We start from the raw sequence: 24847 nt of genomic DNA, 5'->3' as shown, positions 1-24847 counted from the left end.
CTTTCATTGAACCATCAGCGAGCCACCCTTTCATCGGCGCCCTTCGGCCACTAGTCTGAGCGCTCAAGCAAGCACCACATCGGCCAAGCAAGGGACATCGGCATGCTGACAATCTATGGCGTCTACCGCTCGCGCGCCTCGCGCGTCTACTGGATGGCGGAAGAACTCGGCCTTCCGTTCACCTCCGTGCCGGTGTTGCAGGCGCGCCGACTGGAAAACCCGCTGGCTGCAGACGCGCCGCTCAACACGCTGTCGCCCGAATTTACGGCAATCAACCCGCTCGGCCTGATCCCCAGCATCAAGGACGGCGGCATCGTCATGCACGAGTCGCTGGCGATTACGCTCTACCTTGCGCGAAAGGACGGCGGCGAGCTTGCCGGCCAAACAGTCGAGGAAGACGGTTTAATCACGATGTGGACGCTGTGGGCGGCGAACGAGGTGGAGCCGCATACCGTCAGGATGGTCCAGACCTACGACAACGGAAAAGAAAACACCGAAGAGGGGCAGGCGACGATCGCCGTATCCTGCCGTTCGCTGAAGAAGCCGCTCGCCATGCTCGACGCGCATCTGGCGACATCGGACTATCTGGTCGGCGGACGCTTTACGGTGGCCGACCTCAACCTTGCTGAGGTCATGCGCTACGCGCAGTCGGAGCAGTATCTGTTCGACACGCATCCCCATATCGCCGCCTGGATCAAGCGCTGCCAGTCGCGCCCGGCCTATCTCGCCATGCAGGCGGCGCGGTCGCAGGAACCCGTCTGACATCCGATCAGGGGCACATCTTCAGGGTACCGCCCATTTCCTCGCTTATCCGGGCCTATGGGCATCGGCGCGACCGGGCGGGCGGTGCCCGCGAACTACCGCAGGCCGACGCTGTTCACGGGCGCCTCCCCTGATGCCACCGACATCCTGTCCTCGGTGACATCGCGGGCAAACACACCCATGTTGCGCGAGCGGTAGGGATTATCAGCGACCCGGAGATAGGCGGAAACCTCTTCGGGCTCGCGGTAGATCATGATGGCGTAGCCGTTCGGGTGATCCTGGTACCATTTGGCGAGTTCGTCGGGCTGCACTTCGTCAATCGGCCTTTGCAGACGCGCCAGAAAGCCGAACTCGCCGTGGTAATTGGTGACAAAGGCCCAGTCGCGTTCCGGATTGTCCCGGATGTACGTCGCCATATCAGTCAGATCGTAGCGGTGCAGGAATGTTGCGGCCGCAACGGCCTGGCCCACCACCAAGAGGCCAACCATCAGGGCCGTGGTCTGCGCCAGTTTCAACGTCGGGATCGTTCGCAGGCAGAGCGCCGCAAGGATCATCGCGCCGGGAACCAAGGGCATCAGATAGTGCGGCTGCTTGTTGCTAAATAGGCAAAAGCCGATGAAGGTCGGCACAAGCCAGCATATCAGGAACCGCATGCCCTCGCTTGTCGCGAATTGCGCGCGAAGCTTCATGCTCTCCTTCCAGAAGCGCGGAAGAAAGATCCAGGGGACCAGCATGGCCGGCAGCAGCGGCAGGTAGGCATAGAACGGCGCCAGATGCGCGTCGATGTCACCCGTCACCCGTCCGACCGTCTGCTTCCAAAGCAGCCAATAGGCGAAATCGCCGTCGGCCTGGGCGAGCATCGGAACCAGCCAGACAAGCACGATGGCAAGAGCGATGACGCCTGCCAGCGCGTTGCCGACATACCATGTCCAGATATTGCCGAGGCGCTTCGCCCAGAAGGGCGCGAGCAGGATCGGGAAGAAGATGCAGAAGGGAGCGAACGGACCCTTGGTCAAACCGCCGAGCCCCAACGCCACGCCGATCAGGAGAATATGCCGCCAGTGTCTCTCCCGGGCATAAAGCACGACGCCGATCAGCGACAGGAGGACGAAGACGGTCAGCGTGACATCGAACATGATGATCGTGCCGTAGGTCAGGAAGGGCGCACCGGCGACCGTGATCAGGTTCGTGCGGTTTCGATCGGCGAGTTCGACGGGAAACAGGAGACGCGCCAGTATCCCCGTGAGGTAGACGCTCGCCATCGCCATCAGCACGACGGGCACGGTGGCGGCCCAGCGGCTGCTCCCGAAGACAGCCCAGGACATGTTGATGAGCCACAACAGCAATGGCGGCTTGTGATGATAGGGAGCGAAATTCAATGTCAGCGGATCGAACCAGCCGCCGCGAAGATACATCTCCCACGCAACGGTGAGATACCTCGTCTCATCGATCGGCATCAGCGGCCGCAGACCAATAGCTGCGGCAAACAGGATGACGACCACCAACGGAAGCCAGAGAGACCTGACCAGTTCAGTTCTTGTCATTCGCCCCTGCTCCGCACCTGCCCGAGACGTCTCGATCTCGCAGGTGCTGAAGATGCGATTCACCTGACAACAGCCTGAATAGCGCACGCATATGTCGGTTTTTACGGAGGCGATCTTTGCCGCCGCGCGAGATCACGGAGGCATTCAGCGCTTGGAAATCCCGTGGTTGCAGGAGAGGATCGGACCGTTGACCGGGAGGAGAACAAGACCCGCTCAGCACTCCCAAAACCTGCTACCATCCCTGCAAACCGGCGCGAGGACTGCCATGCCCGACAGTACCGACATCCAGTTCACACGCGTGAAGCGACTGACCGCGCAGGCTGGCCTGCCGGGCGTGGAAGAGGGTACGTCCTATGGCAATCCGGCGCTGAAGGTCGGGGGCAAGGCGTTCGTCACGGTCAAGGACGAGGCGACGCTGGTCATTCCGATCTCGATCGACGACAAGGAGCGACTGATCGAGATGGCGCCGCACATCTACTTCCAGACCGCTCACTATGTGGGCTGGCCTTATATGCCGCTCCGCGCCGAGGAGATCGACGATGCCGAACTCACGGAGAGGCTGATCGGCGCGTGGCTGCTTCGCGCGCCGAAACGGCTTTCGGCTGCATTTCGGCAATAGAGTTCGCTCCGCTAGATCTTCTCCCTCTGCAGCGCGCGCTGCACCGCCGGGCGCTCCAGCATCCGCGCGTGGTGCGCGGCGACCTTCGGGAAGCGGGCGGGGTCGACGCCGTCGCTTGGGAGCCAGTCGGTCATGACGAAGAGATAGGGATCGGCGACGGTATAACGTTCGCCCATGACCCAAGGGCCTTCGAACATGGTCTCCTCGATCAGCGTGAAGCTTTCCGTCATGGTCTGCGGCACCTTGGCCTTCATCGCCTCGAGCGCGGCGGGTTCATCCGCCCAGCGGCTGCCACGCGGGCGGTGCGCGTGGTTCACATGCACGGTCGAGCAGATGTAGTTGTTGAAGGCCTGCAGGCGGGCAAATTCGAAGGGATCGTCCAGCGGCGCCAGACCCGCCTCGGGTGCCATCGCCGCGACATAGGCGAGGATCGCCGGCGTTTCGGTCAGCGTGCCGCGCCTGGTGACCAGCGCGGGAACGCGACCCTTGGGGTTGATCTTGAGAAAATCGGGCGTGCGCTGGTCGCCATTGGCGAGGTTGAGCTTATGGGCGTTGAACGACAGGCCGGATTCCTCCAGCGCAATAAGGCTGGCAAGCGCGCAGCTGCCCTTCCCGAAATATAAAGTCGGCATGATCATCTCCCTTTTCCGTTAGCTTTATAGCGCGGCCCGGGCTGATCGAACATGCCGGAATCGAGGCCGGCGAACCGGCCTCGCCTCCGCGCTATGCGGCCCTGGCGCAGCCCGGCACATCCTCCAGCCGATACCAGACAGGGATGCCGCGTTCGTTGGCGATCCTGACATCGTTGTCGGCACCCTTGGACGCGCCTTCCAGCCGCAGCACACCGTCGCACAATTGCAGCAGGCGGCCGGCGACGGGGTGGAAGATTTCCTCGTAGAGATCGTCGCCGATATTCTGGCCGCCGGCTGCATGCCAGATCGGCAGCGCCACCCATTCGCCAATCATCGGCACGTGTCCGGCCTGGAACAATGCATAAGACGGCTCCTCTAGGCGCCTGAGGTTCTCCGCCATCTTGGCGGGATCGTCGTCGGTGCCGGATCTGTAGGGGCCTGCAATCAAGATCAACATGGTCATTCTCCTGTGCTCTCCCGGCTTCATGCACGGGGTCGCACGAAAATGCATTATATTTCTTGATTGTCGAATCATTTCGTGCAGTATCGTGACATTTCGTCCATTTTCGTGCAGAATCGCCATGCTCACTACCCAACGCAAATCGCTCATCCTCGACATTCTCAGCCGCGACGGCCAGGTGATTGCCAAGCGCGTCGCCGAGGAGTTCTCCTTGTCTGAGGACACGATCCGGCGCGATCTCCGGGAGATGGCGGCCGAGGGGTTGCTGAAGCGGGTGCATGGGGGCGCCCTGCCGATCGCGCCGGCCCTGCCGGATTTCTCGGCGCGGCGCGAGGTGGCATCGCAGGCAAAGCAAAAGCTTGGCGCCAAGGCCGCCGGCATGATCCAGCCGGGGCAGATGATCTTTCTCGACGGCGGAACGACGACGGCTGAGGTGGCGCGGCAACTGCCCACCGGCTTTGGCGTCACCATTGTCACGCACAGCCCGACCATCGCCTCGGAGCTCGAGCATCACCCGACCGCCGAGGTGATCCTGATCGGCGGCAGGCTCTACAAACATTCGATGGTGGCGACCGGCGCCGTGGCGATGGCGGCGATCTCGCAGCTTCGGCCGGATATCTTCTTTCTCGGCGTGACGGCGGCGCATCCGGTCCACGGGCTTTCGACCGGCGATTTCGAGGAGGCGGCGATCAAGCGACATATCGCCAGCTGTGCGGCGGAAACGCATGTGCTGCTGACGGAAGAGAAGCTCGATCGTGTCTCCGCCTGCCACGTGCTGCCGATCGCCGATATCTCGGGCCTGATCGTCGCGACGGACAGGCCGACGGCGCTTGTGCCCTATCGTGACCTCAATGTCGCGATCCGCGAAGCATGATCGGCTGAACGAAACGGGCATGCAGGGCGTCGCGGTGTTCCTGCAGGATACTGAGCGCTATGCAGCCGACGAAGATCCCCAAGGCGATCAGCGCCAGCATACGGTCGTTGGAACCGAGCGTCAGGATATCCTGAAGGCCCGGTTGCAGGCCGGCGACGACTGCCGTCAAACCGGGCTCTCCCAGCATGCGGCTGGGGATCGTCGCGAAGGCGGAGGTCTCGGCGAGTGCCAGCAGCGCGCAATAGATGGCCGAAAGATGCGCCGCCAGGCGCACCGGCCGCCAGGCACCGAATGGTTTGGTACCGCTCTCCTCGAAGGCGGAGCAGATGTAGATGCAGAAGGTGACGAGAAACAGGAACGAGACCGGCAGCGCTTCGAGCACGGCCTGTGGCTTCAGCTGGCCGGTCCAGCCGCTCGCCAGAAGCAACGGGAACGGCGCGGATGCCACGAACCAGACGGCGGCGACCAGCGCCCATAACCAGTTCAACCCAATATAGTGGATGCGCGCGAAGGTGACGACGAGGATGATGCCGCCGGCGAGATAGACGCCGGAAGGTTTCATCGAGCCCGACATGGTCAAGATCAGCGGTCCGCAGGAACCGGCAACGCGAGTGCAGCCGGAGATGACGACGCTCAGCCAGGTCACGTAATCGAAGCACATGGTGAAGAACAGGAAGACCGCGATCGCGATCAGCATCCACCAGAGATAGCGGCCTGCAAACATATCCTGCCCTCATGGCGTTCGATATACTGTGCCAAGCGTACCTTAAATCAGAAGAACCGCATGCGTTGTCGCGGAGCTTAGTTTCGCATGCATTAGTTAATTCTACATTTCATCACCGAAATGCATCATTTCGGCACGACCTATGCTGCCAGCACAGCCGCAGCGCGAACGTCGCCGACATGGATGCCGTTCCAATTGCGCATGCTCACGGTGGCCATGGCCTCCAGGGCGGCGCGAATCTCGCTGTCCTTCTCGAAGAAGCGGGCGAGCGTGGCGGCGACCATCACCTCGGCGGCGCGCGAATGGCCGTCGTCGCACTTCAGTGCGATGGCGATGCCCTGCTCGGGAACGGCGGCGCAGAAGACACCCTCGGCGCCCGTCTTGGCGAAGATGCGGCCGGGTGCGACCTGCATCAGCGCCGTGCAGGCGCGGCCGGTGCCGGCGACATAGAAGGGTTCGGCCATGCAGGCCTCGATCAGACGACGCGAGGCCTTGGCGCGCAGCGGCTCGAGGCCGGCCCCGGTCGCCATCTTCGCGAAGCCGTGCGCGAGGCCGCGCAGCGGAACGGCGTAGGTCGGGATCGAGCAGCCGTCGGTGCCGCAATTGTCGTGGCCGAGCACGGCGCCGGTGAGGTTTTCCATCGCGCCGCGGATCTCCTGCTGCAACGGGTGATCATAGCCGACATAGCCCTTTGGATCGATGCCGCCATGGCAGCAGGTGCAGACGAAGCCCGCATGCTTGCCGGAGCAATTGTTGTGAAGGGCCGTCGGCTTGTCCATGCTGCGGACCTGCCTGATCAGCACCTTCTGGCTCGACGACCAGTGGGCGCCGCATTCCAGCGTTTCGACGTCACGACCGGCGCGGGCCAGCATGGAAGCGGCGAGCGCAACGTGCTCCTCCTCGCCATTGTGCGAGGAACAGGCGAGCGCAAGCTCCCTGTTGCCGAAGCCATAGGCATCCGCCGCCCCGCCTTCGACCAGCGGCAGCGCCTGCATGGCCTTGCATGCCGAGCGCGGAAAGACGCCGGCATCGACATCGCCCAGCGAGAACACGACCGTGCCGTCGCCATCGACCGCAATCACCGATCCGCGATGCCGGCTTTCGACGAGCGCGCCACGGGTGACTTCGACGGTAACGGGATTGTTCATGGCGGGTTTCCTGCTGTTCTGAGAGGCTGCCAGCCTTAGAGGATGGGCGTGATAAAGCAACCCCGGAAAGAAGGCTCAATTGCGCCACCCTGGCCGTGAATGGTCCACCCGCAACCCCGCCATCGGAAGGTCACCGGCGTTTCCATGCGTCATCTCAAACGGCTCCTGCTCCTCATTCTCGTCATCTACATCCTTCCCGCGCTTGCGGCCGCCGGCTGGTGGTCGCTGCAGGAGCATCCGAAGAGCTGGCGCGAGGCCGATTGGGGCACCGCGGGCGTGCTGCCGAAAGCGGATGCGGATAGCGAGGCGGCGATCTACATCATGTCGGCGAGCACCGGCGGGCTGAAAGGCGCCGTCGCCAGCCATTCCTGGATCGTGACGAAGGCTTCTGGCGATACCGCCTATAACCGCTACGACAAGGTCGGCTGGGGTTCGCCGATCCGCCGCAACAACTACGTGGCGGATGCCTACTGGTATTCGAACCGGCCACGCATCGTGCGCGGGATCAAGGGGGCCGAGGCAACCCGGCTCATTCCCGCCGTCGAGAGCGCGATCCAGTCCTACCCCTATTCCGGCGTCGGCGACTACAGAATCTATCCCGGCCCGAATTCCAACAGCTTCGTCGCCCATGTGCTGAGGGCGGTGCCCGACCTCGGCGCGGTGCTGCCGCCCGATGCCGTGGGCCGCGATTTCCTGACGGATGGCCGGATGTTCGAGGTCGATGCCGATGGCCGCGACATGCACGCGACGCTCTACGGGCTCGTCGGCATCGCCGCCGGCGCGCGCAGCGGCTTCGAGGTGCATTTCATGGGACTGGTCGCGGGTGTCGATGTCGCCAATCCGGGAGTCAAGATCCCGGCATTCGGGCGGATTGGGCTGTAGAGCCGGCAATCACGAAATCCGACCACTCATCACGCGATTTGACCTGCGCCATCACAAACTTTGCTTATTCGAAAGCACACTACTGATTTATAGCTGGGGCATAGGGAATCACGCCATGCCATCCGCTTTTTCTTCCATCCTCCGCGACGTCAGGATCCGTATTCCGACGCTGACGCTGATCGCGCTTGCCTTCACCTATGCGTCGACGATGCCGTATCAGTCGATCATCGGGATCAACGAGCTCGGGCTTTCGGACCGGGCCTATTCCGGGCTGATCTTCCTGGCGGCGGCGGTCAATGTCTGCACCAGCCTTACGCTCGGCATCTGGTCCGACAAGCTTAGCGACCGGCGCCCGCTGGTCCTTGCGCTGTCGATCTCGGGCATGCTGGGTTTCGGCATGATCTACGAGTTCCGCACGGCGGCCGTCTTCGTGTTCTCGATGTTGGTGCTCATTCCCATCAGCAATTCCACCTATTCGATCCTGTTCGCCAGCATCCGTACCACGACGAACACCATGGACCGGGGACAGGCGGCGGCGATAACCTCGACCGTGCGCGCCCTGTTCTCCGGTTCGTGGGCGCTGGCGCCGGGGCTGATCGGGCTCTATCTCATCCATTCGCAATCGATGATGCCAGCCTATGGGATCGCCGGCCTTGCGAGCCTCGTCTGCTTCTCTCTCTACCTGTTCGTCGCCAAGCCGGCGCCGAAACGCGAGGGGCCGCCGCCCGTACATATCGGGTTCTTTTCGTCGCTCGGCCGGCTGCTGTCACCGCATGTGCTGGCGCGGATCGGCATCATCGCCTCGCTTCTCGGACTGCAGCGCGTGAGCTCGGTGGTGTCGCCGCTGATCATCACACACTCGGCCGGCGGCAGCGTCGTCGATGTCGGCTTCATGGCAGGCCTCGTCGCCTTCCTGGAGATGCCCTTCATGATGATGTGGGGCGGGCTGCAGCGGCGGTTTCGCAGCGTACATGTGCTGGCGTTCGGGGCCACGATCTACTGTCTCTATCTGGTCCTTCTCGGATTCGCCTCGGCGCCCTGGCAGATCTACGCACTGGTGCCGATCAATGCCTGCGGCGCGGCGGCGATCCTCAGCGTTCCCATCACCTACCTGCAAGACCTGATCGCCGATCGACCGGGGCTTGGGAGCTCGCTGATCTCGGTCAACACCTTCATCGCCAACGGCTTGAGCGCGTCGGTCTTCGCTATCGGTACCGGCTTCACCGGCTATTCCGGCACGGCGATCTTCGCGGCTGCGATCGGGCTTGGCTCGATCGGGCTGCTGCTGTTTCTCGAACGAACCCCGCGAACCTCCCGGCAAACGGCCTAACCGTGCCCGGCTGCGTGCTGCGTTATAACTTGCAAAAGACTCTCCAGGAAACATTCAAGGCATTCCGCATGAGCAGCATCGATGACGTCGCGACGGAGCGCTCCTCCGTCTTTCATCTCTTTTCCAGGCCGGTTCTGGCCGCCACGCTGATGCTCGGCGGCGGCGTGACGCTCTATGCGGTCGAAGCCTACATCATGGCGACCATCGCGCCATCGATCGTGCGCGATATCGGCGGGCTGGAACTGCTCTCCTGGGTGACGACGCTTTTCGTCGCTTCCGCTGTGCTCGGCTCCATCTTCGTCGCCATGCGACCGCGCGGGATCGGCCTGCGCACGGTTTACGTGGCCGGCGCGCTGATGTTTGCCGCCGGCAGCCTGATCTGCGCGCTGGCGCCCTCCATGCCGGTCATTCTGGCCGGACGCGCCGTGCAGGGGTTCGGGGCTGGCGCTTTGGGCGGGCTTGCCTATGCCTTCATCCGCTTTGCCTATCCCGAGCATCTGTGGCGCAAGGCTTCGACGCTCTACGCCGCGATCTGGGGCGTGGCGACGCTGCTCGGCCCGAGCCTCGGCGGCCTGTTCTCCGATGGAAGCGCCTGGCGACATGCCTTCATGCTGATTGTTCCGGTTAGTGTACTCATGGCCGTACTGGCACCCCTGCTTCTTCCCTCCGCGCATGACGACCGGGCTCCCGGCCGCACGCCGATCACGCAGATCGGGCTGTTGCTCGCTGCCGTGCTTCTGGTCAGCATCGCCGGCACGATCGAGGCCACGCAGTCGAAGGCGCTGCTGGTCGCGGCATCGCTTGTCGCCGTGCTTGCCATGCTCGGGATCGAACGACGGAGTGAAAACCGCCTGCTGCCATCAGGCGCCGTCACCTTTGGCATGCCGATCGCCCGGGTCTATCTGACGATGTTCCTGCTGATGCTGGTGCTGACCAGCGACATCTACATTCCCTATTTCCTGCAGTCGCTGCACGGTGTCAGCCCCCTGGAATCGGGCTATCTCACAGCGCTCGTGGCGCTCGGCTGGACGGCAGCCGCGTTCCTCAGCGCCTCGCTTTCGGGCAGGCGCGCCGGCCGCGCGATCGTCGCCGGCTGCGTGGTCGAAACGATTGCGGTCGCGGCGCTGGCGATCTTTCTGGCGCGGGACAACCAGGCCGGCAGCCTCGTGCTGCTCGCGCCCGCCGTCATATTCATGTTTCTGATGGGGTTCGGAGTCGGGCTCGGCTGGGCACATCTGGTGACCAAGGTGCTTCGCATCGTCGCCACCTCGGAGCAGGACAAGGCTTCGGCGGCAATCACCACCGTTCAGTCGCTCGGCAGCGCATTCGGCGCGGCTTTCGCGGGCGTCATCGTCAACAGCACCGGCCTGCTTGCGCCTGATGGCATCGCCGGCGGAATATCGGCCGCACACTGGCTATTCGTGCTGATGGCGTTGCCGGGGATCGTGACGATCCTGATCTCGCTGTCGATCCAGACCGCCGGCAACAAGACGCAAGAGCCGGCGGCAGCCTGATCGTCAGAGACGCAGCATGATCTTGCCGATGTGGTTGCTCGTCTCCATCAGGCGATGGGCGGCGACGACATCTTCGAAGGCGAAGGTCTGATGGATGACAGGGGCAACCTTGCCCTCGTCTAACAGCGGCCAGACGTGCGAGAGGAGATCGTCGCGAATGGCGCGCTTCTCCTCCCCGGTGCGCGGACGCAGCGTCGAGCCGGTGACGGTCAGGCGCTTGACCATGATCGGCGCCAGGTTGACCTTTTCGGCCACCGCACCGCCGAGAAAGGCGATGATGGAGAGGCAGCCATCCCTCGCGAGCGAGGCGAGGTTCTTTTCGAAATAAGCGGCGCCGATCATGTCCAGGATGATATCGACACCCTCCCCGGTCTCCGCCTTGACGATCTCGGCGAAATCCTCGGTCTTGTAGTTGATGGCGCGCTTGGCCCCAAGCTTGACGCAGGCTTCGCATTTCTCGGTGGAACCGGCGGTCGTGAAGACCTCGGCGCCGAAGGCGCGGGCAAGCTGGATGGCCGTCGTGCCGATGCCGCTGGAGCCGCCGTGGATGAGCACGGTTTCCCCCTCTGTAAGGCCGGCCATCTGGAAGAGGTTGGCCCAGACGGTAAAATAGTTTTCCGGCAGGGCCGCGGCCTTCACCGCATCGAAGCCCTTGGGATAGGGCAAGGCCTGGCCCGCGGGCAGCAGGCCATATTCGGCATAGGCGCCGCCATTGGCGAGACCGCAGACCTTGTCACCGATCGAATAGCCGGTAACGCCGGGGCCGATGGCCGCGACCTCGCCGGCCAGTTCGAGGCCGAGGATCGGGCTGGCGTCCTTCGGCGGCGGATAGCTGCCCTGGCGCTGGGCCACGTCGGGCCGGTTGACGCCGATAGCCTCGGTGCGGACAAGGATCTGCCCCTCGCCCGGCACCGGCAGCGGCCCGGTCGCGATCGTCATGACCTCGGGCGCGCCCAAGCGTGGCAGATCGACGAAACGCATGTGCGTGGGCAAGGGCATGAACGGATCTCCTCGGTTCCTATCTGAGAGGAGATAGTTCAGCTTTCGGGGCTTGAGAAGGCCGGAAGCGCCGGAGCGTCAATTCGCCTCGCCCAGAAGATGGAAGACAAGCCCCTCGTCGCTCTCCTTGGCTTCCGCCTTGATCTGCGCGATGGCGGCGCTGACGCGGCTGATATCGTCGATGACGAGCCCCTCGGGCAATTCCAGCACGCCGATCGAGCAGCGCATGAGCGGGAAGAGCGCTTCGACGCCGGCGCGGTCGTGGCCGCGAATGCGGCCTGCCGCACGGTCGGCATCGGAATAGAGATGCAGCACATCCTCATGGAAATCGCCGATCAGGCGGTCGAGGATCTCCGTCAGTTCTTCCTTGTTCCAGCCGCGCACGCCGATGAAGAAATCGTCGCCGCCGACATGGCCGAGGAAGTGGCGTTCGGCGAAGAAATAACGGCGCATCAGCGCCGCGAAGAGCGAAATGGCGTGGTCGCCGAGATGGAAGCCGTAGGCATCGTTGAACGGCTTGAAGTTGTCGAAGTCACAGTAGCAGAAGTGCCTGACATCATCGCCGTCGCGGCTGGCGTCGCGCATGAAATCGCGGATGGCATGGTTGCCCGGCAGGCCGGTCAGCGGGTTCTGGTCCTGCGCGGTCTTCAGCTTCTTCTCGTTCATGACCTTGATGAGCGAGGCGGCCGACACGACGCCGGCGTAGCGCATGTTCTCGGTCAGGAGCAGGCAGTTGCTGCCTTCCATATTGGCGAAGATCGCCATCAGCTGCTCGGCATCGGAATCCAGGCCGACGATCGGCGCCATCTCGACGAAGTTGGAGATGGTGCGCTCGTAGACCTTGTTCTTCAGGAGATCGCGGCCGAAGGGGTGGTAGATGTATTCCTTCAGGTGGCGCTCGTGCAGGATGCCGCGCGGCTCGCCATTGGCGTTGAGAACCGGGAAGAAGGCCTGCTGCGGGTTGCGGCGGAAGACTTCGAAGACGCTGTCGATCGTGTCGTTCTCGAAGACGGTGGGCAGCACCTCGATCTGCTTGCGGATGAGGATTTCGTCGAGCGACTGGTTGTTGCGTTTGCTCTTGCCGAGGTCCTGCAGATGCGGAAAGGACGGCACCAGTTCGGAGACATGCGTGGTCGGCCGTGAGATGAACCAGCCCTGTACGAGATCGACGCCAAATTCGCGACAGGCGACGAATTCCGCTTCCGTCTCGATACCCTCGGCGATGACGCGGGTGCCGAGAACGTGGGCGATGTGCACGATGTTCTTCAACAGATGCCGCTTGCGCGGACTGCCGTCGATATCGGCGATGAAGTGGCGGTCGACCTTGAGGTAATCGACGGGATAATCGCAGAGCAGTTTCATCTCGCCGTGGCCGACACCGAAATCGTCGATCGCCAGCTTGAAACCGGCCTTACGCAGCAGCGAGACCAGCGCCGAGAATTCCGGCACGCTGGTATTGTCGAACCGCTCGGAGAACTCGAAGCAGATCGAGGATGGCGGGATGCTGGCGAGCTTTAGATGATGCAGCAGGCTTTCGACGATCCGTTCGCCATAGGGGATCAGGCGGACATCGAGGTTGAGAAACAGCGTGGCATTGGCGAAATTGGGAACCGTCGCGAATTTCGCGAGCGCGCGGCTCGCCACCATCTGCTCCAGCTGTAGCAGCTGGTCGTGTCTGTGGGCCTCATCGAGAATTTCGAGCGGCGAATTGAAACCGATGCGGTCCTGCCCGCGCATCAGCGATTCATAGCCGAAGGCGACGCCGGTGTTGGTTTCAACGATCGGCTGAAAAGCGTTTTCGACGACGAGTTTGGCAAGGGTTACGATCTGATCGCTGGCATAGCGACGGACGAGGGCGGGCTCGGCGGTGGCAGCCAAGGACATGCCATTCTCCACTGTGATTATTATTTTTCCGCAGGACCTTGCGGGAGAAGGGTCAATGAAGCCTTTCTCCAGTATGAAACTTTTGTGAAAGTTCGCTAAAAAGCGACCGGCATGGCCGATCGCTTTTCGTTGAGCCGGGCCTTAGGCGGACCGGCGATGCTCGGCCTCGTGGTCGGCGAACATGTCGGCCACGCACTTGCCGCCAAGATGCGCGCCATCGTGATCGAGCATTCCACTGTTGTAGCCGTCAAGCTTGCGGGCTGCATCCCACAGCCGCAATGCTTCACGCACGACTTCGCTGCTGGACGCATAGTCGCCATTATCGACAGCCGTACGGATATCGGCGGCCTGCAGCGGAGAAATGGAAACGGTTACCATCGGCATATGATAGTCCTCCCTGTACCTCTTTGGACAGACATGTGTCCTGTTGGGGCGGGTGATTATTCCGACGCGTGCCGGCCTCGTTGCCGGCTGTTCGGTTGCCTTTTATGGGGCCGAATTTTAGCCCTCACTCACGCTCTTGTCAAAAAAGAAACAAAGCGTGAGACGCGGCTGTGAATTGCGAGGACAAATTAGCTGCGCAATGCAAGGCCGAACGCGAGCATCGTCCAGCCCTGGATCAGCAGGTCCACGGCAAGGAAAAGACCGAGGATCCACAGGCTGTTAACGGGCCAGCCGAGCGCGATGACGAAGCCCGCGAGCGCGGTGATGAGACCGCTGGCGACGACCCAGCCCCAGCCCTTCGTCGGGCGCATGCGCATGCCCACCCAGAGGCGGAAGATGCCGGCAATCAGCAGCGCGATCGACAGGAATAGCGTCAACGCCGCCGAAGCCAGGATGGGGTTCATGAAGGCAAAGACGCCGGCCAGGACGTACAGCACGCCGCTCAGCGCCCAGAAGAGAACCTGGTTCCAGGTGCGCACCTGGAATGCGTGGATGAGATAGACCACCCCGCCCGCCAGCATCAGCATGCCGACGTAAAACACCGATACGACGGTGGCCATGAAAACGTTGGCGGCGGCGATGACGCCGCAGACCAGCAGCAGCACGCCCAAGGCGACAAACCAGACCCATTTGGACTGCAGGGACGAAAAGGACATTTCTCTTGGAACGTCGGTCATCATGCACCTCCCGGTTGCCGTCAGGATATGAGTCAACAGTTGAAAAGTAAAAGGAAATATAGCCTGCGAAGCATATGACAGATTTTTATTGATTGATCAGTCAATCAAAAATATGATGAACCAACATCGGAGCTGCCCGTATGCCGAAAGTCGGAATGGAACCTGTGCGTCGCAAGGCGCTTGTCGACGCGGCGCTGAGCGTCATCGGCGATCGCGGCTCGCTGACCGTGACCATGTCGGAGATCGCCCGGCGCGCCGGCGTCTCGCCTGCCCTGGCGCACCACTATTTCGGCAGCAAGGACCGGCTTCTCATCGAGACCATCCGCTTTCTTCTAAGGCAGCTGCGCGACGACAGCGTGAAGGCGCTGAAAAGAGCCGACACGCCGCGCACCCGGCTGTCGGCGATCATCCGTGTCAACTTCCAGGCCGACCAGTTCGCGCCGGAGACGATCGCGGCCTGGCTTGCCTTTTACGCCGAGGCGCAGCGTTCGGAAGAGACGCGCCGCTTCCTGGTGATCTATGCGCGGCGGCTGCGCTCCAACCTGCTTGCCGACCTCAGACGGCTTTGCCCCGCCGATGCCGCGGAACGCATCGCCGAAGGCGCGGCCGCGATGATCGACGGGCTCTACATCAGGCAAAGTCTGAGATCGGTTCCCGTGAGCATTGAGGCCTCGATATCGCTTACCGAAGATTACATCAGCTCGGCGCTGGCGCCGCATTCCAAAGAGGACTGACACCGTGACCCTGAAAGCCCAGCCGAAAGCCTCGCATTTCATCGACGGCGAATATGTCGAGGATGCCGCCGGCAGCGTGATCGAAAGCCTCTATCCGGCGACCGGCGAGGTGATCGCGCGCCTGCATGCGGCAACACCCGCGATCGTCGAAAAGGCCATCGCCGCGGCCAAGCGCGCGCAGCCGGAATGGGCGGCGATGAGCCCGACGGCGCGCGGCCGTATCCTCAAGCGCGCCGCCGACATCATGCGCGTGCGCAACCGCGAGCTCTCGGAACTCGAAACGCTCGACACCGGCAAGCCGATCCAGGAGACGATCGTCGCCGATCCGACCTCGGGCGCCGACAGCTTCGAGTTCTTCGGCGGCGTCATCGCGGCCGGCCTCAACGGCTCCTACATCCCGCTCGGCGGCGATTTCGCCTACACCAAGCGCGTGCCGCTCGGCGTCTGCGTCGGCATCGGCGCCTGGAACTATCCGCAGCAGATTGCCTGCTGGAAGGGAGCACCGGCGCTGGCCGCCGGCAACGCCATGGTGTTCAAGCCGTCGGAAAACACGCCGCTCGGCGCCCTGAAGATCGCCGAAATCCTGATCGAGGCGGGCCTTCCCAAGGGGCTCTACAACGTCATCCAGGGCGACCGCGACACCGGGCCCCTGCTCGTCAACCACCCCGACGTCGCCAAGGTATCGCTGACGGGTTCGGTCCCGACAGGTCGCAAGGTGGCCGCGGCGGCGGCCGGCAATCTCAAGCATGTGACGATGGAGCTCGGCGGGAAATCACCGCTGATCGTCTTTGAGGACGCCGATATCGACAGTGCGGTCGGCGGTGCCATGCTCGGCAATTTCTATTCGACCGGCCAGGTCTGCTCCAACGGCACACGCGTGTTCGTGCAGAAGGACATCAAGGGCGAATTCCTGAAGCGGCTGAAGGCGCGCACCGAGGCGATGGTGATCGGCGACCCCATGGATCAGGCGACGCAGGTCGGTCCGATGGTTTCGAAGGCGCAGCGCGACAAGGTGCTCGGCTATATCGACCAGGGCAAGGCCGAGGGCGCGACGCTTTTGACCGGCGGCGGAATTCCGAACAATGTCTCGGGTGAAGGCTATTACGTGCAGCCGACCGTGTTTTCCGACGTGACCGACGGCATGACCATCGCCCGCGAGGAGATCTTCGGACCGGTCATGTGCGTGCTCGATTTCGACGACGAGGCGGAGGTGATAAAGCGCGCCAACGCCACAGAATTCGGCCTCTCCGCGGGCGTCTTCAGCGCCGACCTTACCCGCGCCCACCGCGTCGTCGACCAACTCCAGGCCGGGACGCTCTGGATCAACACCTACAACCTCTGCCCCGTCGAGATCCCCTTCGGCGGCTCCAAGCAATCCGGCTTCGGCCGCGAGAACTCGCTGGCGGCGCTGGAGCATTATTCGGAGCTGAAGACGGTTTATGTCGGCATGGGGCCGGTGCAGGCGCCTTACTGAGACTTTAAAATAGAGACCCCTCCCCAACCCCTCCCCACAAGGGGGAGGGGCTAGATTGCCGCAACCGCTCAGCGCTGGAACGGGCCGAAGAGCGCGGCGGGTTAAGCCTCTCCCCCTTGTGGGGAGGGGTTGGGGCGGGGTCTTAGACACGACACCACGAGCTATGGAACTCATCATGCAGCAGGCAGATTTCGTCATCATCGGTTCCGGCTCGGCGGGCTCGGCGCTTGCCTATCGTCTCTCCGAAGACGGCAAGAACAGCGTTATCGTCATCGAGGCGGGCGGGTCGGATTTCGGGCCGTTTATCCAGATGCCGGCGGCTCTTGCCTGGCCGATGAGCATGAAGCGCTACAATTGGGGCTATCTCTCAGAGCCCGAGCCTGCTCTCAACAACCGGCGCATCACCGCGCCGCGCGGCAAGGTGATCGGCGGCTCATCGTCGATCAACGGCATGGTCTATGTGCGCGGGCACGCCGAGGACTACAACCGCTGGGAGGCGCTTGGCGCCAATGGCTGGGCCTATGCCGACGTGCTCCCCTATTTCAAGCGGATGGAACACAGCCACGGCGGCGAAGAGGGCTGGCGCGGGACCGACGGGCCGCTGCACGTGCAGCGCGGCGGCTTCCGCAACCCGCTTTTCCACGCCTTCATCGAGGCCGGCAAGCAGGCGGGTTTCGAGGCCACCGACGACTATAACGGCTCGAAGCAGGAAGGCTTCGGGTTGATGGAGCAGACGATCTATCAGGGCCGGCGCTGGTCGGCCGCATCGGCTTATCTGAAGCCGGCGCTGAAGCGGGCCAATGTGGACCTCGTCTACGGTCTCGCCCGCAAGGTGGTGATCGAGAACGGCCGGGCTGTCGGCGTCGAGATCGAGCGCGGCGGCAAGGTCGAGGTGGTCAAGGCGAACCGCGAGGTGATCGTCTCGGCCTCGTCGTTCAATTCGCCGAAGCTCCTGATGCTGTCGGGCATAGGTCCGGCTAAGCATCTGAAGGAGATGGGGATCGAGGTGAAGGCGGACCGGCCGGGCGTCGGCGCCAACCTGCAGGACCACATGGAATTCTATTTCCAGCAGGTCTCGACCAAGCCGGTGTCGCTCTATTCCTGGCTACCCTGGTTCTGGCAGGGGGTCGCCGGCGCGCAGTGGATGTTCACCAAGTCCGGTCTCGGCACCTCCAACCAGTTCGAGGCCTGCGCCTTCCTGCGCTCGGCCCCCGGGGTCAAGCAGCCGGATATCCAGTATCACTTCCTGCCGGTGGCGATCAGCTATGACGGCAAGGCGGCGGCAAAGAGCCACGGCTTCCAGGTGCATGTGGGTTACAACCTGTCGAAATCGCGCGGCAACGTGACGCTCGCGTCGGCAGACCCCAAGGCCGATCCTGTCATCCGCTTCAACTACATGAGCCATCCCGAGGATTGGGAGAAGTTCCGCCACTGCGTGCGGCTCACCCGCGAGATCTTCGGCCAGCAGGCCTTCGACCAGTATCGCGGCGCCGAGATCCAGCCGGGCGACAGCGTACAGACCGACGATCAGATCGACGCCTTCCTGCGCGAGCACCTGGAAAGCGCCTATCATCCCTGCGGCACAGCCAAGATGGGCGCCAAGGACGACCCGATGGCGGTGGTCGATCCGGAAACGCGGGTCATCGGCGTCGATGGCCTGCGCGTCGCCGACAGTTCGATCTTCCCGCACGTGACCTACGGCAACCTCAACGGCCCGTCGATCATGACCGGCGAGAAGGCCGCCGATCACATCCTCGGCAAGCAGCCGCTACCACGCTCCAATCAGGAGCCGTGGATCAATCCGCGCTGGGAAGCGAGCGACCGGTAGGGGTTAGATCACATAAGGCAGCCGCACCCCGGGTGCGTCTGCCGGAAAGTCCTTGCTGTTGCGGGTGACGAGCAGCATCGCATTCGTCTCGGCGGTCGCCCAGATTATCGCGTCCGGGAGCTTGATGCGGTATCTCTGCCTGATCTCGACAGCTCTTTCCGCGATGGATGTCTCGAGCGGGATCACGTGAAAACCGGCCAGGAAACGTCGGGTGGCGTCGGCAACGTCGTGACGAGCACCCGCCAACACCTCCATCCAGGTGATAATACTGATCGCCGCGCTGTCGTAGCGATCAATTTCTTCGGCAGCCTGAGGAACGGCGTTCAGGTGATCGATGAGGATATTGGTGTCGAACAGGGGCTTCACCATTCGCCCCTGATCTCCTCCTGATAGGCAAGACCATCGACCTGCCGGTTACCCCATAGCCCAAAGGCCTCGTTACGATCACGTGGCGCGTCTTGCTCAAGCAACCCGCTGACCGCCTTGCGAATGAGGGAGGCACGGGAGACGTTCTTGGCTGCGGCGATCGCATCAAGAGCTCGAAGATCATCTTCACCGAGGTCGACAAGGATTCTCATTGGATACTCTTAAACCACATCTCATAGATATCATCTATGTATATCATATATCGATAAATGACAACCTCACCCGCATATTCAGCAGGACTTGCAAACATCGGCCACGGGGCAGATAAGACCGGTGCCCCCTTATCCCATCCCCATCCCAAGTGACCGACATGCCCCCTCTCTACCGCAAATCCAAGCTCATCCGCCGCTCGCGCGTGTTTCGGGGCTCGTTCTCACTCTGGCGTCCGCGGCTGGTTTTCTGGTGCGGAGCGCTGGCGATCGGGTTGATCAGCGTCGCCTTCGCGGAGCTTGCCGACATGGCTCAGAAGGCATTCGCGGCGGTGACGACGTCAGGGCGCTGGTCGTTTCTCTTACCGCTGGTCATCACGCCGGTCGGTTTCGTGCTGTCCGCCTATCTGGCGGCTAAGCTGTTTCCGAATTCGCAGGGGAGCGGCATTACGCAGGCGATCGCGGCGCGTCACCTGCATGAGGAGGCCGACCGCACGCGGCTCCTGTCGCTCAGGATCGCCGGCGGCAAGATCCTGCTCACCGTGCTCGGGCTCTTCTCCGGCGCATCGATCGGCCGCGAAGGGCCGACGGTGCAGGTCGGAGCATCGATCATGCTCGCCGTCGCCCGCTTCGGCGGCATGGCGCAAGCGCGCGGCCTGATCCTGGCGGGCTCGGCCGCCGGCATCGCCGCCGCATTCAACACCCCGCTCGCCGGCATCGTCTTCGCGATCGAGGAGATGAGCCGCACCTATGAGTCCCGGTCGAACGGGCTGGTGTTGACGGCGGTAATCCTATCCGGCCTAGCAGCACTCGGGCTGTCGGGCAGCTACAACTATTTCGGTTCCACCTCCGTCGCGCCGATGCATCTGACCGACTGGAGCCTCGTGCTCATCTGCGGCGTCGGCGGCGGGGCGCTCGGCGCCGGCTTCAGCGGCCTTGCACTCCATGTCGGCCAGCGCGTGCGTCGCTGGGCCCAGCCGCAACCCTTGAAACGCATGCTGTGCCTTGCAGGCGGCTGCGGCCTTGCGATTGCCGTCATCGGCATCGCCTCCGGTGGCAACACGTTCGGCACGGGTTACGAGCAGGCGCGCGGTGCCGTCGAAGGGCATCCGTTGCCCTTGTTCTTCTTCGTGGAGAAACTGTTCGCGAGCTTCCTGTCGATGATATCGGGAATTCCCGGAGGCATCTTCGCGCCGTCGCTCGCCGTCGGCGCCGGTTTCGGCAGCACGGTCGGCTCGCTGATCGGCAGCAGCATCGCGCTTGCCGCGATCCTCGGCATGGCCGGCTATTTCGCGGGCGTCGTGCAGGCGCCGATGACGGCTTTCGTGATTATCCTGGAGATGACCGGTGACCATGAGGCCGTGATCCCGATCATGGCGGTGTCGATGATCGGCTACGTGACATCTCGCTTCCTGTCGCGCGAGCCACTCTATCACGGCCTGTCGCGCGTGTTCATCGCAGCCGCGATCCGGGCGCGCCGCGCGGCGGAGAAGGCGTCACATCAGGAAGAGCCGGCCCAATAAGTTACCTGCCGGCCCTCAAGCCAGCAGCCTCGTGACCTCGGCACCGCGCGCCGGCGCAACGGCGTCGGCGATCGTCGTCGAGAACAGCACCTTGCGAGTGGCGTCGGCGACCTTGGCGAAGACGTGGCGGATCTCGCAGTTCTGCTCACCGTCGCAATCATCGCACTTGCGGTAGGCGGTAATCGACAGGCAGGGAAGCGGGGCGATCGGGCCGTCGATGATGCGCAGCACTTCGCCGAAGGTAATCATGTCGGCCGGCTTCAGAAGCAGGTAGCCGCCCTGCTTGCCGCGGCGGCTGGCAACGATTCCCTGGTGCTTGAGGTCGAGAAGGATTTGCTCGAGGAACTTCTTCGGGATCTTCTGCTGCGCCGCGATGTCGGAGATCATCACCGGTTCGCCGGCGTCGGCGTCGGCCAGAACCGTCAGCGCTCTCAGCGCGTATTTTGCTTTTTGCGTAATCATTTTCGACCGTCGACACACACATGACGGAACGCAAGCGCATTCCACCCGAATCCTTGTTTCACCCTTCATGACATGCGCCGCATGAACCGAACTTGAACAGGGCGGCAAATGCCTTGCACCGCAAGGTGTTTCGCTCGTTTCCGGTTTTTGCTGAACCCTCCGGCGAACCTGTGTCCACACTAGGTGAAAACGCGTCCCTTTCGCAGTCGACAAGCCATCAATTCACATTTCCAATTGACAGGCTCCGTGTAAGCCTACTAAATCTGTAGACATTAAAGTTTCGAGGTTGCGCCTGCTTTGCGACGCAGCTGCTTTTCTGCATTGCAGCGGCCCGGGAGAGATATTTGCTCCTTTCGACCCCGCATTCGAAATGCCCGTTTCTGTCCGTTCCTTTCCTGACCTGCGATACTCCGGCCAACATCAAGGACAGGATTCCCATGACTGTTGCCCATACAATCGAAGAAGCGGAAACGCTGAACGCGAAACTTGCTAGCTTGAGCCTGGCCGAACGCCTGTCGTTCGTCTCCGGGCTCGGCGGACGCGTGGTGTTCACAACCTCTCTCGGCATCGAGGATCAGGTGATCACTGCCGAGATCGGCAATCATCGCCTGCCGATCGACGTGGCGACGCTGCAGACCGGCCGGCTTTTTCCCGAAACGCTCAATCTGATCGACGAGACGGAAAAGCAGTACGACATTCATATCCACCGCTACGAGCCGGAGCAGGCCGATATCGACGCCTATGCCGCGAAGTACGGGCTGAACGGCTTTTATGAAAGCGTCGAAGCCAGGCATGCCTGTTGTGGCGTGCGCAAGCTGAAGCCGCTTGCGCGCGCACTCCATGGGGCAACCATCTGGATCACCGGACTGCGTCGCGGCCAGTCCTCCAACCGATCGGACACCCCCTTTGTGGAGTATGATGCCGTACGGCATCTGCTGAAGGTGAACCCGCTGGCCGATTGGGATATTGACACAATCCGTGGATACGTGGCCGATAACGGTGTACCGGTTAACCCGCTTCACGCCCGCGGCTACCCCTCGATCGGCTGCGAGCCCTGCACAAGGGCCATCAAGCCGGGCGAGCCCGAACGGGCCGGCCGCTGGTGGTGGGAGCAGGACGAGAAGCGCGAATGCGGTCTGCATGTTGCCGAAGAAGCTTCGGCAATCCCGGCCCGACAGTAACCCGAATTCGGGACCGAAGCGCGGCTGTCGTCGCCGCTCCCCGAAGATCACATGAAATTGCGTTCCGGCTGTCCGGCCTGGAATGAGCGACGTCTGGAGTAAGACATGTCCGATAACCGTCCGGATACGGAACTCAGCAATCCGCAGAGCACACGTCCGCCGCTCGATCCGCATCTGAAGGCGCTCGAAAACGAATCCATCCATATCTTCCGCGAGGTTGCGGCCGAGTTCGAGCGCCCCGTGATGCTCTACTCGATCGGCAAGGATAGCTCCGTGCTGCTGCACCTGGCGCGCAAGGCCTTTTATCCCGGCCGCGTCCCCTTCCCGCTCTTGCACGTCAACACCGGCTGGAAGTTCGCGGAGATGATCACCTTCCGCGACCAGATCGTGAAGGACTACGATCTCGACCTGATCGAGTACAAAAACCCGCGCGGCGAGGCGGAGAACATCACGCCGTTCACCTACGGCTCGGCGCGCTACACCGACATCATGAAGACGGAAGCGCTGCGCAATGCGCTCGACGCCGGCAAGTTCGACGCGGCCTTCGGCGGCGCGCGGCGCGACGAGGAAGCCTCCCGCGCCAAGGAGCGCATCTATTCCTTCCGCACGCCAGACCACCGCTGGGATCCGCGCAACCAGCGCCCGGAACTCTGGAACATCTATAACGGCCAGATCCGCAGTGGCGAGAGCGTGCGCGCCTTCCCGCTGTCGAATTGGACCGAGGTCGATATCTGGCGGTACATCCAGGCGGAAAACATCCCGATCGTGCCGCTCTATTTTGCCGCCAAGCGCCCCTTTGTCGAGCGCGACGGCATGCTGATCGCAGCCTCCGATCCAAGGCTGGAACTGTTGCCCGGCGAGACGAAGCAGGAGGATTTCATCCGCTTCCGCACGCTGGGCTGCTTCCCGCTGACGGGCGCCATCAAGTCGACCGCCACGACCATGGAAGAGATGATCGCCGAACTCGAAATTGCCACTGTCTCCGAACGCCAGGGCCGCGCCATCGACCGCGACCAGTCGGGCTCGATGGAGAAAAAGAAGCGTGAAGGATACTTCTGAGATGACTGCAGCAGCAACAGCAAGCGCCATCACCGCACCCGCCGCCGAGCCTGTCCAGGCCGTGCGCGACACGCGACCATTGCGCCTCATCACCTGCGGCAGCGTCGATGACGGCAAGTCCACGCTGATCGGCCGCCTGCTATGGGACACCAAGGCTGTCAAGGAAGACCAGGCCGCGACGTTGCGCCGGGATTCAACCGGCAAGCAGAACGATCTCGGCCTGCCCGACTTCGCGCTGCTTCTCGACGGACTGCAGGCCGAGCGCGAACAGGGCATCACCATCGACGTTGCCTATCGCTATTTCGCGACCGACAAGCGCTCCTTCATCGTTGCCGACACCCCCGGCCACGAGCAGTATACCCGCAACATGGCGACCGGCGCCTCGACTGCCGATCTCGCCATCCTGCTGGTCGATGCACGCGCCGGCATTCTCGAGCAGACGCGTCGCCATGCGACGATCGCCTCGCTGCTGGGGATCAAGCAGTTCGTGCTCGCCGTCAACAAGATCGACCTCACGAACTACGACCGCGTCGGCTTCGAGAAGATCGTCCACGAATTCCGCGAATTCGCGCTGTCCCTCGGTGTCAAGCAGATCACCGCGATCCCTATGTCGGCGCTGAAGGGCGAAAACGTTGTCTATTCGGGCGAAGCTTCGATGCCGTGGTATGCCGGCCCGACGCTGGTGGAAACGCTGGAACTCGCCACTGTCCGCTCGTCGCAGACGGTCGGCTTCCGCCTCTCCGTGCAGCGCGTCTCGCGTCCGGGCGAAAGCTTCCGCGGCTATCAGGGCACGGTCGCCGGCGGCTCGGTGAAGCCGGGTGACAGCGTCATGATCCTGCCGTCGGGCATGGTTGCCAACGTCTCCAAGATCGTCACCTTCGACCTCGTGCGCAATGCGGCGGTCGCGGGTGATGCGATCACCCTCGTGCTCGACCGCCAGGTGGACGTGGCGCGCGGCGACATGATCGTCTCGATCGACAGCCAGCCGCAGGTCGGCCTGTCCTTCGACGCGCAGGTCGTGGCGCTACAGCCCGAGGGCATCGAGGCCGGAAAGCGCTACTGGCTGAAGAGCGGCAGCCGCCGCCAGCGCGTGCAGGTCCAGCCTGTCGCGCAGTTGCAGCTGAAGAGCGGTGCGTGGAGCGCCACCGAGACCCTCTACATGAACGCCATCGGCAAGGTGCATCTCTCCTTCGACGAGGCGGCGATCTTCGACCCTTACGAGCACAATCGTTCATCCGGCGCCTTCATCCTGATCGACCCGGAGACCAACAACACGGTCGCCGGTGGCATGATCACGGGCAAGCGCTCGGAGCTCGGCGGCATCCATGGCGGCGACGCCCGCGTGGTCCTGTCGCTGCCGGCCGATCTCGCCGATCAGATCATGGCCAGCGAACTCTTCGCCAACCGCCGCCATGAAGCGGAAGTCCGGCGGATGACGGCGGCGGAAGCCGCCGATCTCTGGTCGAACGCTGCAAGCGATATCTGACCTGACGACTTGATACGGGGCCGGATCGGCCC

The 24847-nt window shown here is 62.9% G+C and carries 25 protein-coding genes; 13 read left to right on the top strand and 12 right to left on the bottom strand.

Translation table 11 applies throughout. The annotated features are described in order from the left end of the window. Window positions 1–102: 102 nt before the first annotated feature. The gene (locus tag QTL95_RS12675; protein WP_289720305.1) at window positions 103–762 is read left to right on the top strand and encodes a glutathione S-transferase family protein; all 660 of its coding nucleotides are present in this window, start codon (window positions 103–105) and stop codon (window positions 760–762) included. Between the two features lie 95 nt (window positions 763–857). Here the strand turns inward: QTL95_RS12675 and QTL95_RS12670 are convergent, their stop codons facing one another. Then, complete coding sequence (locus QTL95_RS12670) at window positions 858–2306, bottom strand: ArnT family glycosyltransferase (protein ID WP_289720304.1); 1449 nt, start codon at window positions 2304–2306, stop codon at window positions 858–860. A gap of 265 nt (window positions 2307–2571) precedes the next feature. Between QTL95_RS12670 and QTL95_RS12665 the strand changes: the two genes are divergently transcribed. After that, the gene (locus tag QTL95_RS12665) at window positions 2572–2925 is read left to right on the top strand and encodes an MmcQ/YjbR family DNA-binding protein (RefSeq protein ID WP_289720303.1); all 354 of its coding nucleotides are present in this window, start codon (window positions 2572–2574) and stop codon (window positions 2923–2925) included. Between the two features lie 11 nt (window positions 2926–2936). Here QTL95_RS12665 and QTL95_RS12660 read toward each other — a convergent pair whose 3' ends face one another. Continuing rightward, on the bottom strand, window positions 2937–3557 hold the full coding sequence (locus QTL95_RS12660; RefSeq protein WP_289720302.1) for a glutathione S-transferase family protein: 621 nt from the start codon (window positions 3555–3557) through the stop codon (window positions 2937–2939). A gap of 91 nt (window positions 3558–3648) precedes the next feature. Beyond that, on the bottom strand, window positions 3649–4014 hold the full coding sequence (locus tag QTL95_RS12655) for a DUF4406 domain-containing protein (RefSeq protein WP_289720301.1): 366 nt from the start codon (window positions 4012–4014) through the stop codon (window positions 3649–3651). 124 nt (window positions 4015–4138) lie between these two features. On the opposite strand from QTL95_RS12655, the gene QTL95_RS12650 reads away from it, so the two are divergent. Further along, window positions 4139–4891: a DeoR/GlpR family DNA-binding transcription regulator gene (locus QTL95_RS12650; RefSeq protein WP_289720300.1), complete on the top strand. Its 753-nt coding sequence runs from the start codon at window positions 4139–4141 to the stop codon at window positions 4889–4891. Here the strand turns inward: QTL95_RS12650 and QTL95_RS12645 are convergent. After that, window positions 4866–5615 carry a hypothetical protein gene (locus QTL95_RS12645; protein WP_289720299.1) on the bottom strand — a complete coding sequence of 250 codons (750 nt, stop codon included), beginning with the start codon at window positions 5613–5615 and terminating at the stop codon, window positions 4866–4868. The genes QTL95_RS12650 and QTL95_RS12645 overlap by 26 nt on opposite strands. A 140-nt stretch (window positions 5616–5755) precedes the next feature. Next, window positions 5756–6763, bottom strand: coding sequence for an asparaginase (locus QTL95_RS12640; protein WP_289720298.1), 1008 nt, complete (start codon window positions 6761–6763; stop codon window positions 5756–5758). Between the two features lie 144 nt (window positions 6764–6907). On the opposite strand from QTL95_RS12640, the gene QTL95_RS12635 reads away from it, so the two are divergent. The 3 genes from QTL95_RS12635 (at window position 6908) to QTL95_RS12625 (ending at window position 10489) form a co-directional block, all read left to right on the top strand. After that, window positions 6908–7645 (top strand): DUF3750 domain-containing protein, encoded by a 738-nt coding sequence (locus QTL95_RS12635; protein ID WP_289720297.1) that lies wholly within the window; start codon window positions 6908–6910, stop codon window positions 7643–7645. Between the two features lie 115 nt (window positions 7646–7760). After that, window positions 7761–8975 carry an MFS transporter gene (locus QTL95_RS12630; protein WP_289720296.1) on the top strand — a complete coding sequence of 405 codons (1215 nt, stop codon included), beginning with the start codon at window positions 7761–7763 and terminating at the stop codon, window positions 8973–8975. 68 nt (window positions 8976–9043) lie between these two features. Beyond that, window positions 9044–10489: an MFS transporter gene (locus tag QTL95_RS12625; protein WP_289720294.1), complete on the top strand. Its 1446-nt coding sequence runs from the start codon at window positions 9044–9046 to the stop codon at window positions 10487–10489. Between the two features lie 3 nt (window positions 10490–10492). On the opposite strand, the gene QTL95_RS12620 is transcribed toward QTL95_RS12625, so the two are convergent. From QTL95_RS12620 to QTL95_RS12605, 4 genes are all read right to left on the bottom strand, one after another. Then, window positions 10493–11488 carry an NAD(P)H-quinone oxidoreductase gene (locus QTL95_RS12620; RefSeq protein WP_289720293.1) on the bottom strand — a complete coding sequence of 332 codons (996 nt, stop codon included), beginning with the start codon at window positions 11486–11488 and terminating at the stop codon, window positions 10493–10495. A 78-nt stretch (window positions 11489–11566) separates the two neighbouring features. Further along, window positions 11567–13372 (bottom strand): GGDEF domain-containing protein, encoded by a 1806-nt coding sequence (locus QTL95_RS12615; RefSeq protein ID WP_289720292.1) that lies wholly within the window; start codon window positions 13370–13372, stop codon window positions 11567–11569. Window positions 13373–13513: 141 nt separating this feature from the next. Beyond that, the gene (locus QTL95_RS12610; RefSeq protein ID WP_037180729.1) at window positions 13514–13756 is read right to left on the bottom strand and encodes a ribbon-helix-helix domain-containing protein; all 243 of its coding nucleotides are present in this window, start codon (window positions 13754–13756) and stop codon (window positions 13514–13516) included. A gap of 188 nt (window positions 13757–13944) precedes the next feature. Further along, window positions 13945–14493 carry an HdeD family acid-resistance protein gene (locus QTL95_RS12605; protein WP_289720368.1) on the bottom strand — a complete coding sequence of 183 codons (549 nt, stop codon included), beginning with the start codon at window positions 14491–14493 and terminating at the stop codon, window positions 13945–13947. Window positions 14494–14633: 140 nt separating this feature from the next. On the opposite strand from QTL95_RS12605, the gene betI reads away from it, so the two are divergent. The 3 genes from betI (at window position 14634) to betA (ending at window position 18529) form a co-directional block, all read left to right on the top strand. Then, a complete protein-coding gene (gene betI / locus QTL95_RS12600; protein WP_289720291.1) occupies window positions 14634–15227 on the top strand; it encodes a transcriptional regulator BetI in 594 nt (197 codons plus the stop codon). 10 nt (window positions 15228–15237) lie between these two features. Further along, window positions 15238–16701: a betaine-aldehyde dehydrogenase gene (betB, locus tag QTL95_RS12595; protein WP_289720367.1), complete on the top strand. Its 1464-nt coding sequence runs from the start codon at window positions 15238–15240 to the stop codon at window positions 16699–16701. Window positions 16702–16876: 175 nt separating this feature from the next. Beyond that, on the top strand, window positions 16877–18529 hold the full coding sequence (gene betA, locus QTL95_RS12590; RefSeq protein WP_289720290.1) for a choline dehydrogenase: 1653 nt from the start codon (window positions 16877–16879) through the stop codon (window positions 18527–18529). A 3-nt stretch (window positions 18530–18532) separates the two neighbouring features. On the opposite strand, the gene QTL95_RS12585 is transcribed toward betA, so the two are convergent. Continuing rightward, entirely contained in the window at window positions 18533–18898 is a 366-nt protein-coding gene (locus tag QTL95_RS12585) for a type II toxin-antitoxin system VapC family toxin (protein WP_289720289.1), read from the bottom strand. Beyond that, complete coding sequence (locus QTL95_RS12580; protein WP_289720288.1) at window positions 18892–19107, bottom strand: ribbon-helix-helix protein, CopG family; 216 nt, start codon at window positions 19105–19107, stop codon at window positions 18892–18894. Before QTL95_RS12580 ends, QTL95_RS12585 begins: the two co-directional genes overlap by 7 nt. 158 nt (window positions 19108–19265) lie before the next feature. Between QTL95_RS12580 and QTL95_RS12575 the strand changes: the two genes are divergently transcribed. Next, window positions 19266–20627, top strand: a complete 1362-nt coding sequence (locus QTL95_RS12575; protein WP_289720287.1) for a chloride channel protein — start codon at window positions 19266–19268, stop codon at window positions 20625–20627. 15 nt (window positions 20628–20642) lie between these two features. Here the strand turns inward: QTL95_RS12575 and QTL95_RS12570 are convergent, their stop codons facing one another. Then, the gene (locus QTL95_RS12570) at window positions 20643–21089 is read right to left on the bottom strand and encodes an RrF2 family transcriptional regulator (protein ID WP_289720286.1); all 447 of its coding nucleotides are present in this window, start codon (window positions 21087–21089) and stop codon (window positions 20643–20645) included. A gap of 437 nt (window positions 21090–21526) precedes the next feature. Here QTL95_RS12570 and QTL95_RS12565 point away from each other — a divergent pair, with 437 nt between their 5' ends. From QTL95_RS12565 to cysN, 3 genes are all read left to right on the top strand, one after another. Beyond that, window positions 21527–22270: a phosphoadenylyl-sulfate reductase gene (locus QTL95_RS12565; RefSeq protein WP_289720285.1), complete on the top strand. Its 744-nt coding sequence runs from the start codon at window positions 21527–21529 to the stop codon at window positions 22268–22270. Between the two features lie 105 nt (window positions 22271–22375). Continuing rightward, window positions 22376–23329 (top strand): sulfate adenylyltransferase subunit CysD, encoded by a 954-nt coding sequence (gene cysD, locus QTL95_RS12560; RefSeq protein WP_289720284.1) that lies wholly within the window; start codon window positions 22376–22378, stop codon window positions 23327–23329. Window position 23330: 1 nt separating this feature from the next. After that, window positions 23331–24815, top strand: coding sequence for a sulfate adenylyltransferase subunit CysN (gene cysN, locus QTL95_RS12555; protein WP_289720283.1), 1485 nt, complete (start codon window positions 23331–23333; stop codon window positions 24813–24815). Window positions 24816–24847 lie beyond the last annotated feature (32 nt).

It is taken from the genome of Rhizobium sp. S152 (genome assembly GCF_030380735.1).
Classification (GTDB): domain Bacteria; phylum Pseudomonadota; class Alphaproteobacteria; order Rhizobiales; family Rhizobiaceae; genus Rhizobium.
This window is presented reverse-complemented; position numbering and strand designations above follow the sequence as displayed.